We start from the raw sequence: 12978 nt of genomic DNA on the forward strand, positions 1-12978 counted from the left end.
GTGAACAGGGCCCGCACCCGAGTGGTGCGGGCCCTGCTTTTTGCGTTGGGGGTGGCAGGAAGGTTCCCGTGCGCGGTTCTGCTCGGCAGGGCGGTGACAGGAAGGTTCCCGTGCTCGGCTCTGCTCAGCGAGGCGGTGACAGGAAGGTTCCCTTGCTCACCTGTGCCGAGGCGCTCACGAGGTGAGGTAGTCGGCCTTGTCGCGCGCAGCGGCGCTGCGCTTCAGCATCGCCGCGAGCAGGACTGCTGCGATCGGTCCGATGATCAGGGCGGCGCCGATCGGCAGCGTGAAGGCGTCCAGGGCGACCGCGCACGCGACCATCGCCAGGGGATAGGCGATGCGCAGGCTCAGCCGCTGCCAGCGGAAGCGCCACTGCACCTGGTCGGCGCTGAACAGCGCGAGCCCGGCGGCGAAGCCGAACAGCAGCGGGGCCGACAGCGACAGCTCGCTCTGCAGCGTCGGTTCGTTCTGTAACGCCAGCAGGTCGATCAGCGCGGCGACGCCGGTGGCGCTGCCCAAGAAGAGCAGAGGGAGGGAGACCCACGACTTGATCGTGAGTTTCCCCAGCACAGCGCAGAACAACACGCGCAAATGATGAACGGTGTTCACGGGGTTGTGCATCTCGGGTGCGCCTGGTCTCGGCAGGCGGTTGCTCTGCTGCGCCGGGCGGTCGCACTGGTGCGACGAGCGGCTCCGGGAATACTGGCCCGAACACCTGCGTTGCAGGTCGCGTGCCGTGGTCTGGCACAATTGAAGGCTGGTTCCGGTCCCGGTTCACCACGCTGCGATGGGCGCGTGGACCCGGCGGCCAAGTTGAGAGGAAAAGCCGTTGAAGAGTGGCATTCACCCCGAGTACGTGGTGACGCAGGTCAACTGCGGTTGTGGCAACAGCTTCACCACCCACAGCACCCGCAAGAGCGGTCAGATCACCGTTGAGGTCTGCTCGAACTGCCACCCGTTCTACACGGGCAAGCAGAAGATCCTGGACACCGGTGGCCGCGTGGCCCGCTTCGAGGCCCGTTACGGCAAGCGCAAGAAGTAGCTGCGCAGACGGCGCCCGCTCTCCGCATCACGCGTGAGGGCGGGCGCCGTCTTTGCGTGAGGGCCGTCTCGACCGGGGCGGCTTCGTCCCACTTCACAGCCGTCAGGAAAAGGGTCGCCCCGTGGAGACATCGAAGCTCGAAGGCCTGCTCGCCGAGTACGACGATCTGGAGAAGCGGCTGGCCGACCCGAGCGTGCACGTCGACCAGGCGAACGCCCGCAAGCTCGGCCGCCGCTACGCCGAGCTCACCCCCATCGTGCGCACCTCGCGCGAGCTGGACGAGGTTCGCTCCGACTTGGAGACCGCGCAGGAGCTCGCCACCGAGGACGAGGGGTTCGCCGAGGAGGCCGAGGGGCTCGCCGAGCGCATCCCCGAGCTGGAGGACAAGCTCACCGAGCTTCTGCTGCCGCGCGACCCGCACGACGGTTCCGACGTGGTGCTGGAGGTCAAGTCCGGTGAAGGTGGCGAGGAGTCCGCGCTGTTCGCCGGTGACCTGCTGCGCATGTACCTGCGCTTCGCCGAGCGCCGCGGCTGGCGCGCCGAGGTTCTCGACGCCACCGAATCCGATCTCGGCGGCTACAAGGACGCCACTGTCGCGCTCAAGGCCAAGGCCGGCGACAACAGCCCCGACGGCGTGTGGTCGAAGATGAAGTTCGAAGGTGGCGTGCACCGCGTGCAGCGCGTGCCGGTCACCGAGTCCCAGGGACGCGTGCACACCTCCGCGGCCGGTGTCCTGGTCTACCCCGAACCGGAAGAGGTCGAGGTCGAGGTCGACGAGAAGGACCTGCGCATCGACGTGTACCGGTCCTCCGGGCCGGGTGGGCAGAGCGTGAACACCACGGACTCCGCGGTGCGCATCACCCACCTGCCGACGGGCATCGTGGTGTCCTGCCAGAACGAGAAGTCGCAGCTGCAGAACAAGCTGCGCGCCATCCAGGTGCTCAAGGCCCGCTTGCAGGCGGCAGCCGAGGAAGAGGCGGAGCGCGAGGCGTCGGAGACCCGTCGCAGCCAGGTCCGCACGGTGGACCGCTCGGAGCGCATCCGCACCTACAACTTCCCGGAGAACCGGATCTCGGACCACCGGGTCAACTACAAGGCGTACAACCTCGACCACGTTCTCGACGGCGACCTGGACGCGGTGCTCGACGCGCTGCTCGCTGCCGATCGCAACGAGCGCCTTGCGCTCTAAGCTGATCGACGTGACCCGACAGCCACTGCGCTTGGCAATCCTGGAGGCCGAGCGCACTCTTGCGGCGGCGGGCGTGGGTAGTCCGCGCGCCGACGCCGAGCTGCTCGCCGCGCATCTGCTCGGCGTCGAGCGCACCAAGCTCATGATGGTTCCCCTGGTCGACCCGCCGGTCGTGGAGGCTCTGCAGGAACTGGTGGGCCGCCGCGCCGCGCGCGTCCCGCTGCAGCACCTGACCGGCCGCGCCCACCTGGGCGGCGTGGACCTGGAGGTCGGGCCGGGCGTGTTCGTGCCCCGCCCGGAGACCGAGCTGCTGGTCGAGTGGGGTGTCGGTGTCGTGGACGGCGTCGAGCGGCCCACGATCGTCGACCTGTGCTCGGGTTCGGGAGCGCTCGCCCTCGCCTTGGCGCACGCCCGTCCGGACGCGTGCGTGCACGCGGTTGAGAAGGACCCCGCTGCCCTGTCGTGGGCCCGCCGCAACGCAGGTCTGCGGTCGGAGGCGGGGGACACCCCGATCGGCCTCTACTCCGGCGACGTCACCGACCCGATGCTGTTCATGGAGTTGGAGGGCCTGGTCGATCTGGTCGTCTGCAACCCGCCGTACGTCCCCGACGGAACCCCGGTTCCGCCGGAGGTCCGCCACCACGACCCGCACGCGGCCGTCTTCGGCGGCCGGGACGGACTCGACGTCGTCCGCCACGTGGTGGCCTGCGCGGCCCGGCTGCTCAAACCGGGTGGCGGTGTGGCGATCGAGCACGACGACACCCACGGCGGCTCGGTGCCCGCGCTGCTGCGCGCCCGCAGGGTCCTGACCGAGGTCCAGGAGCACCCGGACCTCGCCGGCCGACCCCGATTCGCCACCGCCCGCCGCACCCACCCGGAGTGACAGGAAGGTTCCCTTCCTCGCGATGAGAAGGGCCCCTGCCGCCGGGGAACGGATTCCCGGTGATGGACAGGGGCCTCTGGTGAGCGGAAGGTTCCCTTGCTCAGGTCGCGGGCTTGTCGCCGGCGCCTGGGGAGTCGTCCTTCTTCGGCTTCTCGTCGTCCTCGGAGGTGCTGTCCGAGGGCTTCTCGGTGGGTTTCTCGGTTTCGGCTTCCGGCACTTCTTCTGCTGCCGGTGTCGACGGTTCCGAGCCGACCTTCATGAAGCGGGTCGGTGCGTCGGTGGTCGCCTTCTGCTCAGCGTCGGCGGTCTCGGCGCTGTCGTCGGCAGGCTTCTCCGGGGAGCCGGTGTCCTCGGCTTGCTTCTCCGCCGATTCGCTTTCCGTTGACTCGGTCTCCTCGGCCGGTTGTGGCTCCGCCGATTCGGATTCCTCGGTCGTCTTCGACTCCGCCGATTCGGTCTCCTCGGTCGTCTTCGACTCCGCCGATTCGGTTCCCTCCGGTTCCGCGGACTCGGTGGTTCCCGCGACGTCCTCGGTGGACTCGGCGGATTCAGGGGTGCTGCTGGTCGGCCCGACCTTCAGCATCTTGGTCGGGGAGTCCACGCCTTCGTCCTTCGCGGCGGGGGCGTGCGCTTCCTCAGTGCTGGCGGTGTCCGCCGGTTTCGCGGACTCGCCGGGCTTGGGGACCTTCAACCGGTGAGTCGGGGCCTCCGCGCTCTCATGGCGCTTGGCTGGGGCGTTGGTCCCCTTCTGCGGGGCGATCGTCGGGGTGTTGACGGCGTTGACGAACTCGCGGAGCAGCGCGTTGAACTCTGTGGGGCGTTCGCGGTTGGGCCAGTGGCCCGCCTGCGGCATGACCCGCAGCTGCGCGCCCGGGATGGCGCCCGCCACTGCCTGGGCGGAGGCGACCGGGATCAGGGCGTCCTTCTCGCCGTGGATCACGGTGACCGGGCAGGCGATCCGGTTGAGCTGGGGCAGGTGGTTGATGGTCATCGAGCGGCGGTTGATCGCGTCGGCGTGCCAGTCGGCGAAGACCGAGCGGCGGACGGCGGCTTCGGCGCTGACCTCGTCGACGATGGAGTCCAAGTCCGGCACCGATGAGGCGTCGGCGAAGAACACCTTGTTCAGCGCGAAGCGCGCCAGGGAGCGGTTGCTGCGCAGCAGCGTGGCGGCCATCCGGCCGCTGAACCCGGTGCGCATCAGCAGGTAGGTGGCCAGGTGGTGCGGCATGCGGTGCTGCATCCCGGTGCTGTCGACGAGCGCGAGCGCGCGCACCCGCTGCGGGTGGCGCAGCGTGAAACCGGTCGCGATGCTGCCGCCCATGGACAGGCCGACCAGGGTGGCTTGCGGGATCCTCCAGGCGTCGAGCAGCCAGCGCAGGACCTCTTCGAAGGTGCGCTGGTTGCCGCGTCCGCGCCACTCGGTGCTGCCGCCCTGGCCGGGCAGGTCGGGGGCGTAGACGCGGTGGTCGGCGGCCAGAACGCCGATGGTGTTCCGCCAGCTCAACAGGGCGTTGTCGGGTCCGCCGCCGTGCAGCAGGACGATCGGTGGCCCGTCGGTCCCCGCCTTGTAGTAGCGGACCTTGCCGGCCGGGAATTCGATCTGGTCGACCTCGACACCCTGGGGTGGGGCGGTCATCAGTGTTCTCCTCATTTCCGTGCTTCGTCGGTGCCCGTGTTCGGCAGACGCGTGGGAGGTCGGGCTCGTTTCGTGTCCACGGCCACACCCGAATTGATCTCGGGCCGATGCCCCGGTGTTACTCGTAAGGATGCTCCTGGACGGTGATCCGCTGCACCACCTGAAGGGGTCTCGGCGTGGCGTGCCAGGATGCGAGGAGTGAGCACCGTTTTTGACTGCAGCAGTCCGGACAAGCGCAAGGCGGGATTGGCCGCCGCAGCGAACGCGGTCCGCGCCGGCGGGCTCGTCGTGCTGCCGACCGACACGGTCTACGGCATCGGCGCCGACGCCTTCGACGCCGAGGCCGTGCGTTCGCTCCTGGCGGCGAAGGGGCGGGGCCCGGACATGCCCGTTCCGGTCCTCGTGGGGTCCTGGTCCACTGTGGATGGGCTGGTGATGTCGGTTCCGGAGCAGGCTCGCGCGCTCATCGAGGCGTTCTGGCCGGGTGGCCTGTCCCTGGTGCTGCCGCAGGCACCGTCACTCAACTGGAACCTGGGCGAGACCCGGGGCACCGTGAACCTGCGGATGCCGCTGCACCCGGTCGCGCTGGACCTGTTGCGCGAGGTCGGCCCGATGGCCGTCTCCAGCGCCAACCACACTGGTCAGCCGCCCGCCACCAACGCCGAGGAAGCCGAGGCGCAGCTGGGCGACCGCGTGCAGGTGTACCTGGAGGGCGGTCCTTCGGGGGAGGCGGTGGCCTCGACCATCGTCGATCTGACCCAGGGGACTCCTCGGGTGCTGCGGGACGGCGCCGTGAGCAGGGCGGAGTTGTCCGACGTGCTGGGCGTGGAGATCGAAGCGGACCGGTGAGAAGTCCCAGCACCGGGATCGATAGCGTTACAGCGGACACAACGCGGACCAGTCGCCCCCGTCGGGGCGGGCGGCGGTCTCGCCGCTGGGCGCGGTGCGCCGCGGCGACGCCGTTCAGGGGCCGCGATTCTCAAGCGATGAGGAGCGCCGGGTTTGATTACTCCGTCCTGGGGGCTGGACTTCGACTTCGCGCCGCAGCGCGGGTGAGCCACCGGTATGGACTACGCACCCTTCGCCCCGGTCGGACTGCCCGCTCGTGAGTACCTGCTGGTCATGCTCACGGCGGCGGTCACCACGTTCCTGCTGACCGGCCTGGTCCGGTTGCTGGCCATCCGGGTGGGCGCGGTCGCCTACCCCCGGGTCCGCGACGTGCACGTCAAGCCGATGCCGCGGATGGGCGGCGTGGCGATGTACGGCGGTGTGCTGGCCGCGACGTTCCTGGCCGCCAACCTGCCCGCGCTGTCGCGCGGTTTCGCCTACTCCAAGGATTCGCTGGCCGTGCTCATCGCCGGCGGGCTGATCGTGCTGGTGGGCGCGCTCGACGACCGGTTCGAGCTGGATTCGCTGACGAAGCTGGCCGGGCAGGTCACCGCGGCCGGGATCCTGGTGCTCTCCGGTGTGCAGTGGTTCGTGTTCTGGGTGCCGTGGGGCGGCACGGACGGGCACGTCGGTCAGCTGCTGGTGCTGGGCAGCAACCAGGGTCAGCTGCTGACGGTGCTGCTGGTCGTGGCCATGATCAACGCGATGAACTTCGTCGACGGTCTGGACGGGCTGGCCTCGGGCATCGGGTTGATCTCGGCAGCGGCGACGTTCGTGTTCTGCCTGAGCGTGCTGGACCGGCAGAACGGCGACGTCAACGCCTACCCGCCGGCGCTGATCGCGGCGGCCATCGCCGGTGCGTGCCTGGGCTTCCTGCCGCACAACTTCCAGCCCGCGAAGATCTTCATGGGTGACTCGGGGTCGATGCTGATCGGCTTGATGCTGGCGACGGCGAGCACCTCGGCCTCGGGCCGGATCATCTACACCGGCTCCGGTCCGGGCGACACGATCGCGCTGCTCTCGCCGCTGCTGGTGGTCGCGGCGGTGCTGTTCGTCCCGCTGCTGGACCTGATCATGGCGGTGGTGCGGCGGACGAAGGCGGGTAAGAGCCCGTTCCACGCCGACAAGATGCACCTGCACCACCGGCTGCTGGAAATCGGGCACTCGCAGCGCCGCGCGGTGCTGCTGATGTACCTGTGGGCGGCGGTGATCGCCTTCGGCGCGGTGTCGTTGACGCTGTTCAACACGTGGGTCGTGGGCTGGGTCGTGGCCTTGACGGTGCTGTTGGCCGCTATCATTTCGTTGATTCCGCGCATGCGAACCCGAGTCGATCGAGAGTCCTGATGAGCGAAGCATCCGAGTCCGCCACCGGCGAGCGGGCCGAGCCGGAGAACCCGCACGCCGAGGTCGTGCGCAGGTTGGCCACGGCGATGCTGCGCACCGCGGTGTGGCCGGGCGTGGCCACCGTGGTCCTCGGGGCGATCGTGGCGACGGTCCTGGTCGGGGTTCCCGGGCTGGTGGGAGCGCTGATCGGTGGGGTCGTGGCCTTCGGGTCCTCGCTGCTGACCATTTGGCTGATGCGGTTCTCCGGGGGCATGAACCCGCAATTTGTGATGGTCATCGCACTCGGTGGTTATGTCGGCAAGATGCTGGTCCTGTTGGTGGTGATGACGTTGCTGGGAGGCATCGACGCCATCCACCGGGAGTCGTTGGCCTTCACGATGCTGGCAACGGTCATGGTGTGGGCGGGGGCTGAAGTGGTGGCCTTCAAACGCACCAAGATCCCGACCATCATTCCGAGTAACTGAACCGTTCTCACGGCGTAATCCGCACCTGCGGACGGGTGGAACCGCAGGTGTAGTCGACCAGCATGTCGGTAGGCTACTTACCCGCTGGTAAGGTCTCGGCCGAAAGCCTTCCCTGCACAGCGGGTTGAAGGGCACCAGAAGGTAGGCCTTCAGACACCACTGGGTGGGGAGGGCCCCTCCGCGTGCCGGATCGCGTATCAGGTACGTTAAGTGCAAAACGTGACGATTCCCCCGGAAGAGTGAAGTTCGGCCGGGAGAACCGGAAGGAGCCCAGTTGGGCGCGCTGATGCTGGCCGAAGGCGGAACATTCCAGCCGCCGGGCGCCGATAGCTTTTTCCTCCCGCCGATCGCCGGCGGAGTCACCAAGCCGATGGTTCTCGTCGTGGCTTCGGCGATCATCGTGGGCGCCTACTTCCTGATCGCCACCCGAAACCTGAAGCTGGTTCCGGGCAAGGGTCAGTTCGTGGCCGAGTTCGCCTACGAGTTCAGCCGGAACAAGATTGCCCGGGAGCAGATCGGTGCCAAGGACTTCCGTCCCTTCGTGCCGCTGATCTTCGCGCTGTTCACGTTCGTACTGGTGAACAACCTCTTCGGGATCATCCCGATCATCCAGTTCCCCACGATGTCCAAGATCGGTTTCCCGATCGCGCTGGCCGCCGTGGTCTACGTGGTGTTCCACGGGGTGGGCTTCGCCCGGCACGGCTTCCTGGGTTACTTCAAGCACATCATGTTCCCGCCCGGGGTTCCGAAGCCGATCTACCTCCTGCTGGCACCGATCGAGTTCCTGCAGAAGTTCGTCGCGCAGCCGGCCGCTCTCGCGGTCCGAGTGTTCGCCGCGATGTTCGCCGGACACCTCATCCTGCTGGTGTTCACGCTCGGCGGTGAGTACCTGCTCCTCGAGGCGAGCGTGGCGTTCAAGCCCATCTCCGTGGTGGCATTCGCCTTCGCTATCGCCCTGACCTTTGTCGAAGCCCTGATTCAGGTGCTTCAGGCCTACATCTTCGCCCTGCTGACCGCCAACTTCATCGGCGCAGCGCTGGCCGAAGGCCACTGAGGCCTGACACAAAATAAAAACCGGGCGACGACAAAGACTTTCCGATCCGAAAAAAGGACCTGTCGATCCGCCCAGATAAAGCGGACCGAGTGAAAGGTAGTGAAAGTGAGCAACATCGTTCTCGCGCAGGCCGCTGAGGCTGCGGGCAGCATCAACCCCGGTCTCGCCGCGATCGGCTACGGCCTCGGCGCCGTCGGCCCGGGCATCGGCGTTGGTCTGATCTGGGCCGCCGTCATCAACGGCACCGCCCGCCAGCCGGAGGCCCAGGGCCAGCTGCAGGGCATCGCCTGGATCTCCTTCGTTCTGGTCGAGGTGCTGGCGCTGATCGGTCTGGTCGTCTACTTCATCGCGTCGGCTGCCTGATCATCTGACAGCTCAACGCGTTGGGAGACGTTGTGGTGAAGACCCAGATGCTGCTCGCCGCTGAAGGCGAGCACAACCCGATCGTCCCGGAGCCCGCGGAGATCGTGGTCGGTCTCGTCGCGTTCGGGCTGCTGCTGTTCGTGCTCTGGAAGTTCGCGGTCCCGCGCTTCGAGAAGATCTACGCGGAGCGCAGCGAGCGGATCGAGGGCGGGATCGCGAAGGCCGAGGCCGCGCAGGCCGAGGCACAGCGGACCCTGGAGCAGTACAAGTCGCAGCTGGCCGAAGCTCGCGCTGAGGCCGCACGCATTCGCGACGACGCCCGTGCCGAGGGACAGCAGATCCTGGAGGAGATGCGGACCCAGGCTCAGACCGAGTCGGACCGCATCGTCAGCCAGGGCCAGTCCCAGCTGGCGCACCAGCGGGCTCAGATCGTCGCCGAACTGCGTTCCGACCTGGGACGTCAGGCGGTCGACCTGGCCAGCCGGGTGGTCGGCGAGTCCCTGGAGGACGAGGCGCGTCGTCGCGGCACCGTTGACCGGTTCCTCGACGAGCTGGACGCGACCTCGGCCCCGGCCGAGTCGGCCAAGCCCTGAACCTAGTGAAAGGCGCTGAGAGTTGAGCACCCTCGTGAACGCCGCGAGCCGTGAGGCAATGGCAGCGAGTCAGCTGCAGTTGCTGCAGGCCACTGACGGGGCTCAGGCTGCGGAGATCACCGGGCTCGCCGACGAGCTGTTCGGCGTGGCCGCTCTGCTGGGCCGCGAGTCCACGCTCCGTCGGGCGCTCGCCGACGCCTCCACCGACGCGCAGTCCAGGGAGAACCTGGCCCGCGGGTTGTTGGAGCCCAAGGTCGGCGCCCGGGCGCTGCCGGTGATCGTCGAAGCCGTCCGCGCACGCTGGTCCAGCCCGAGCGACCTGGTCGGCGGGCTCGAACAGCTCGCCCGCACCGCGCTGCTGGTGCAGGCCGAGCGGGCAGGTCGCCTCGACGCGGTCGAGGACGAGCTGTTCCGGCTGGGCCGCATCATCGGCTCCGAAGTGGACCTGGAGCGCTTGCTGTCCGATCCCTCCGGGGACCCGGCCAGCAAGACCGCCGTGCTGGACCGGCTCATCGAGGGCAAGGTCGAACCGGTGACCCTCGAACTGGTCCGGCAGCTCGTGGCCCGGCCGCGTGGCCGGCGGGTCAGCGAGGGGCTGGAAGAGCTGGCCGAGCTGTCGGCGAAGCGCCGGGAACGCTCGGTGGCGCACATCCGTTCCGCGTTCCCGCTCAGTGCGGAACAGCAGGACCGGTTGTCGCGCACCCTGCAGCGGATCTACGCCCGTCCCATCGCTCTGCACCTGGAGATCGATCCCGGTGTCGAGGGCGGGCTGCTGATCAAGGTCGGTGACGAGGTCATCGACGGCAGCGTGACGGGACGCCTGCAGACGCTGCGGCGCGACCTGGCCGACTGATGCCGACACCGCGCCCCGGCTTGAAACCGAGCCGGGCGCGCGGTGCGCAACACCAACTCCCTTCCAAGAACTAACCGAGGGCAGGAACGAGACATGGCGGAGCTGACGATCTCGTCGGACGAGATCCGCAGTGCGATCGAGAATTACGTCTCCAGCTACTCCCCGGAGGTCAGCCGCGAGGAGGTCGGGGTCGTCACCGATACCGGTGACGGCATCGCCCATGTCGAGGGCCTGCCTTCGGTGATGACCGAGGAACTGCTGGAGTTCCCCGGCGGCATCTACGGTGTCGCGATGAACCTTGAGGCTCAGGAGATCGGCGCGGTCATCCTGGGTGAGTCCGAGAAGATCGAGGAAGGCCAGGAGGTCAAGCGGACCGGCAAGGTCCTGTCGACCCCCGTTGGCGACAACTTCCTCGGTCGCGTGGTGAACCCGCTGGGTGAGCCCATCGACGGCCTCGGCGAGATCGTCGCCGAGGAGCAGCGCCCGCTGGAACTGCAGGCCGCCACGGTCGTGCAGCGCCAGGGCGTCGGCGAGCCGATGCAGACCGGCATCAAGGCCATCGACTCGATGACCCCGGTCGGCCGCGGTCAGCGTCAGCTGATCATCGGCGACCGCAAGACCGGCAAGACCACGGTCGCGGTCGACACGATCATCAACCAGAAGCAGAACTGGGAGTCGGGCGACCCGACCAAGCAGGTCCGCTGCATCTACGTCGCGATCGGCCAGAAGGGCTCCACGATCGCCGGTGTGAAGCGGTCCCTCGAGGACGCCGGCGCGATGGACTACACGACCATCGTCGCGGCCCCGGCCTCGGACTCCCCGGGTCTGAAGTGGCTGGCCCCCTACACCGGTTCGGCCATCGGTCAGCACTGGATGTACCAGGGCAAGCACGTCCTGATCATCTTCGACGACCTCACCAAGCAGGCCGAGGCCTACCGCGCGCTCTCGCTGCTGCTGCGTCGTCCGCCGGGCCGCGAGGCCTACCCGGGTGACGTCTTCTACCTGCACTCGCGTCTGCTGGAGCGCTGCGCGAAGCTGTCGGACGAGCTGGGCGCCGGTTCGATGACGGGTCTGCCGATCATCGAGACCAAGGCCAACGACGTGTCGGCCTACATCCCGACCAACGTCATCTCGATCACCGACGGTCAGTGCTTCCTGCAGTCGGACATGTTCAACGCCGGTCAGCGCCCGGCCATCGACGTCGGCATCTCGGTGTCCCGTGTCGGTGGTTCCGCGCAGATCAAGGCGATGAAGAGCGTCACCGGTTCGCTGCGTCTGGACCTGGCCCAGTACCGCGAGCTGGAGGCCTTCTCGGCCTTCGCCTCCGACCTGGACGCCGCTTCCAAGGCTCAGCTGGACCGCGGTGCCCGCCTGATGGAGATCCTCAAGCAGGGTCAGGGCGAGCCGCTTCCGGTCGAGGAAGAGGTCGTGTCGCTCTACATCTCCACCAAGGGTCACCTCGACTCGGTGGCGATCGCCGACGTGCGCCGCTTCGAGAGCGAGTTCCTCGCTCACATGCGTCGCTCGCACGAGACCACGCTCAAGGACATCGTCGAGACCGGCAAGCTGTCGGCCGACGGCGAGAAGGTCATCGTGGACGCGATCGAGGAGTTCAAGAAGAGCTTCACCGGTTCGGCCGGTTCCGCCGCGCCGAGCGGCCCGGACGCCGAGGCTCTGGCCGCCGACGAGGTCGGGCAGGAGACCGTGAAGGTCGCCAAGCCCGCCCCGAAGGAGTGACCAGTTAAGCCATGGCCAACCTTCGGGAACTCCGGGATCGCATCCGGTCGGTGAAATCGACCCGGAAGATCACCAAGGCGCAGGAGCTGATCGCTACCTCGCGCATCACCAAGGCGCAGGCCAGGGTCGCGGCCTCGCGGCCGTACGCCGACGAGATCACCAACGTCCTGTCCGCGCTGGCTGACGTGAGCACGTTGGACCACCCGCTGCTGACCGAGCGCACCAACCCCAAGCGGGCTGGTGTGCTGGTCGTGACCAGTGACCGGGGTTTCTGCGGCGGCTACAACGCCAACGTCATCAAGGCGGCCGAGGAGCTGCAGTCGCTGCTCCGCGAGCAGGGCAAGCAGCCGGTGCTCTACGTCGTCGGCCGCAAGGGCGAGTCGTACTACCGGTTCCGGCAGCGCGAGATCGAGGCGAGCTGGTCCGGTTTCAGCGACCGGCCCGACTACGCCGACGCCTCCGAGGTCGGCGAGACCCTGGTCAAGGCGTTCCTGGCGGGTGCTGACGACTACCTCGACGACGGTGGTCCGGACGGTAAGCTGGGTGTGGACGAGCTCCACCTGGTGAGCACCGACTTCGTGTCGATGCTGACCCAGAAACCGACGGTCAGGCGGATCGCTCCGCTGGAGGTCGAGTACACCGACGAGCGCAAGCTCAAGCCCGTCTACGAGTTCGAGCCGGACGCCGAGACGCTGTTCTCCGCCCTGCTGCCGAAGTACATCAAGACCCGGCTGTTCGCGGGTCTGCTGGACGCGGCGGCGTCGGAGCACGCGGCTCGCCGGACGGCGATGAAGTCGGCGACGGACAATGCGGACGAGTTGATCCGCAACCTAAGCCGCGAGGCCAACCAGGCCCGCCAGGCCCAGATCACCCAGGAAATCAGCGAGATCGTCGGCGGTGTCGAGGCGCTCTCGTCCGCAGGAAGTGAGTGA

General features: G+C 68.0%; 14 protein-coding genes. 12 read left to right on the forward strand and 2 right to left on the reverse strand.

From position 1 onward, the window contains the following. Nucleotides 1-174: 174 nt before the first annotated feature. The gene (locus AB0J78_RS27840; protein ID WP_363794043.1) at nucleotides 175-609 is read right to left on the reverse strand and encodes a hypothetical protein; all 435 of its coding nucleotides are present in this window, start codon (nucleotides 607-609) and stop codon (nucleotides 175-177) included. A 220-nt stretch (nucleotides 610-829) separates the two neighbouring features. Here AB0J78_RS27840 and rpmE point away from each other — a divergent pair, with 220 nt between their 5' ends. The 3 genes from rpmE to prmC all read left to right on the forward strand — a co-directional run bounded on the left by rpmE (nucleotide 830) and on the right by prmC (nucleotide 3114). After that, entirely contained in the window at nucleotides 830-1042 is a 213-nt protein-coding gene (rpmE, locus tag AB0J78_RS27845) for a 50S ribosomal protein L31 (protein WP_093413636.1), read from the forward strand. A gap of 121 nt (nucleotides 1043-1163) precedes the next feature. Further along, complete coding sequence (prfA, locus tag AB0J78_RS27850) at nucleotides 1164-2231, forward strand: peptide chain release factor 1 (protein ID WP_363794045.1); 1068 nt, start codon at nucleotides 1164-1166, stop codon at nucleotides 2229-2231. A 10-nt stretch (nucleotides 2232-2241) separates the two neighbouring features. Continuing rightward, complete coding sequence (prmC, locus tag AB0J78_RS27855) at nucleotides 2242-3114, forward strand: peptide chain release factor N(5)-glutamine methyltransferase (RefSeq protein WP_363794047.1); 873 nt, start codon at nucleotides 2242-2244, stop codon at nucleotides 3112-3114. Between the two features lie 100 nt (nucleotides 3115-3214). Here prmC and AB0J78_RS27860 read toward each other — a convergent pair whose 3' ends face one another. Then, on the reverse strand, nucleotides 3215-4750 hold the full coding sequence (locus AB0J78_RS27860; protein ID WP_363794049.1) for an alpha/beta fold hydrolase: 1536 nt from the start codon (nucleotides 4748-4750) through the stop codon (nucleotides 3215-3217). Between the two features lie 198 nt (nucleotides 4751-4948). Here AB0J78_RS27860 and AB0J78_RS27865 point away from each other — a divergent pair, with 198 nt between their 5' ends. From AB0J78_RS27865 to AB0J78_RS27905, 9 genes are all read left to right on the forward strand, one after another. Then, nucleotides 4949-5599, forward strand: a complete 651-nt coding sequence (locus AB0J78_RS27865) for an L-threonylcarbamoyladenylate synthase (protein ID WP_363794051.1) — start codon at nucleotides 4949-4951, stop codon at nucleotides 5597-5599. Nucleotides 5600-5815: 216 nt separating this feature from the next. Then, complete coding sequence (locus AB0J78_RS27870; RefSeq protein WP_363794053.1) at nucleotides 5816-6982, forward strand: MraY family glycosyltransferase; 1167 nt, start codon at nucleotides 5816-5818, stop codon at nucleotides 6980-6982. Then, nucleotides 6982-7446, forward strand: a complete 465-nt coding sequence (locus AB0J78_RS27875; protein ID WP_363794055.1) for a hypothetical protein — start codon at nucleotides 6982-6984, stop codon at nucleotides 7444-7446. The genes AB0J78_RS27870 and AB0J78_RS27875 overlap by 1 nt, the downstream gene beginning before the upstream one ends. A gap of 274 nt (nucleotides 7447-7720) precedes the next feature. Beyond that, complete coding sequence (atpB, locus tag AB0J78_RS27880; RefSeq protein ID WP_132672362.1) at nucleotides 7721-8500, forward strand: F0F1 ATP synthase subunit A; 780 nt, start codon at nucleotides 7721-7723, stop codon at nucleotides 8498-8500. A 105-nt stretch (nucleotides 8501-8605) separates the two neighbouring features. After that, nucleotides 8606-8863 carry an ATP F0F1 synthase subunit C gene (locus tag AB0J78_RS27885; protein WP_029534827.1) on the forward strand — a complete coding sequence of 86 codons (258 nt, stop codon included), beginning with the start codon at nucleotides 8606-8608 and terminating at the stop codon, nucleotides 8861-8863. Between the two features lie 35 nt (nucleotides 8864-8898). Continuing rightward, complete coding sequence (locus AB0J78_RS27890; protein ID WP_132672502.1) at nucleotides 8899-9456, forward strand: F0F1 ATP synthase subunit B; 558 nt, start codon at nucleotides 8899-8901, stop codon at nucleotides 9454-9456. 22 nt (nucleotides 9457-9478) lie between these two features. Further along, nucleotides 9479-10309, forward strand: coding sequence for a F0F1 ATP synthase subunit delta (locus tag AB0J78_RS27895; RefSeq protein ID WP_363794057.1), 831 nt, complete (start codon nucleotides 9479-9481; stop codon nucleotides 10307-10309). A gap of 93 nt (nucleotides 10310-10402) precedes the next feature. Further along, complete coding sequence (gene atpA / locus AB0J78_RS27900) at nucleotides 10403-12046, forward strand: F0F1 ATP synthase subunit alpha (protein WP_132680260.1); 1644 nt, start codon at nucleotides 10403-10405, stop codon at nucleotides 12044-12046. Nucleotides 12047-12057: 11 nt separating this feature from the next. Continuing rightward, complete coding sequence (locus AB0J78_RS27905) at nucleotides 12058-12978, forward strand: F0F1 ATP synthase subunit gamma (protein ID WP_363794059.1); 921 nt, start codon at nucleotides 12058-12060, stop codon at nucleotides 12976-12978.

It is taken from the genome of Saccharopolyspora sp. NPDC049426, from assembly GCF_040676935.1.
Classification (GTDB): Bacteria; Actinomycetota; Actinomycetes; order Mycobacteriales; family Pseudonocardiaceae; genus Saccharopolyspora.

Bases quoted from the DNA above. Each gene is read 5' to 3' on its own strand.
- AB0J78_RS27870 (WP_363794053.1), top strand. From the start codon at position 5,816: ATGGACTACGCACCCTTCGCCCCGGTCGGACTGCCCGCTCGTGAGTAC.
- AB0J78_RS27860 (WP_363794049.1), bottom strand. From the start codon at position 4,750: ATGACCGCCCCACCCCAGGGTGTCGAGGTCGACCAGATCGAATTCCCG.
- AB0J78_RS27905 (WP_363794059.1), top strand. From the start codon at position 12,058: ATGGCCAACCTTCGGGAACTCCGGGATCGCATCCGGTCGGTGAAATCG.
- AB0J78_RS27875 (WP_363794055.1), top strand. From the start codon at position 6,982: ATGAGCGAAGCATCCGAGTCCGCCACCGGCGAGCGGGCCGAGCCGGAG.
- atpA (WP_132680260.1), top strand. From the start codon at position 10,403: ATGGCGGAGCTGACGATCTCGTCGGACGAGATCCGCAGTGCGATCGAG.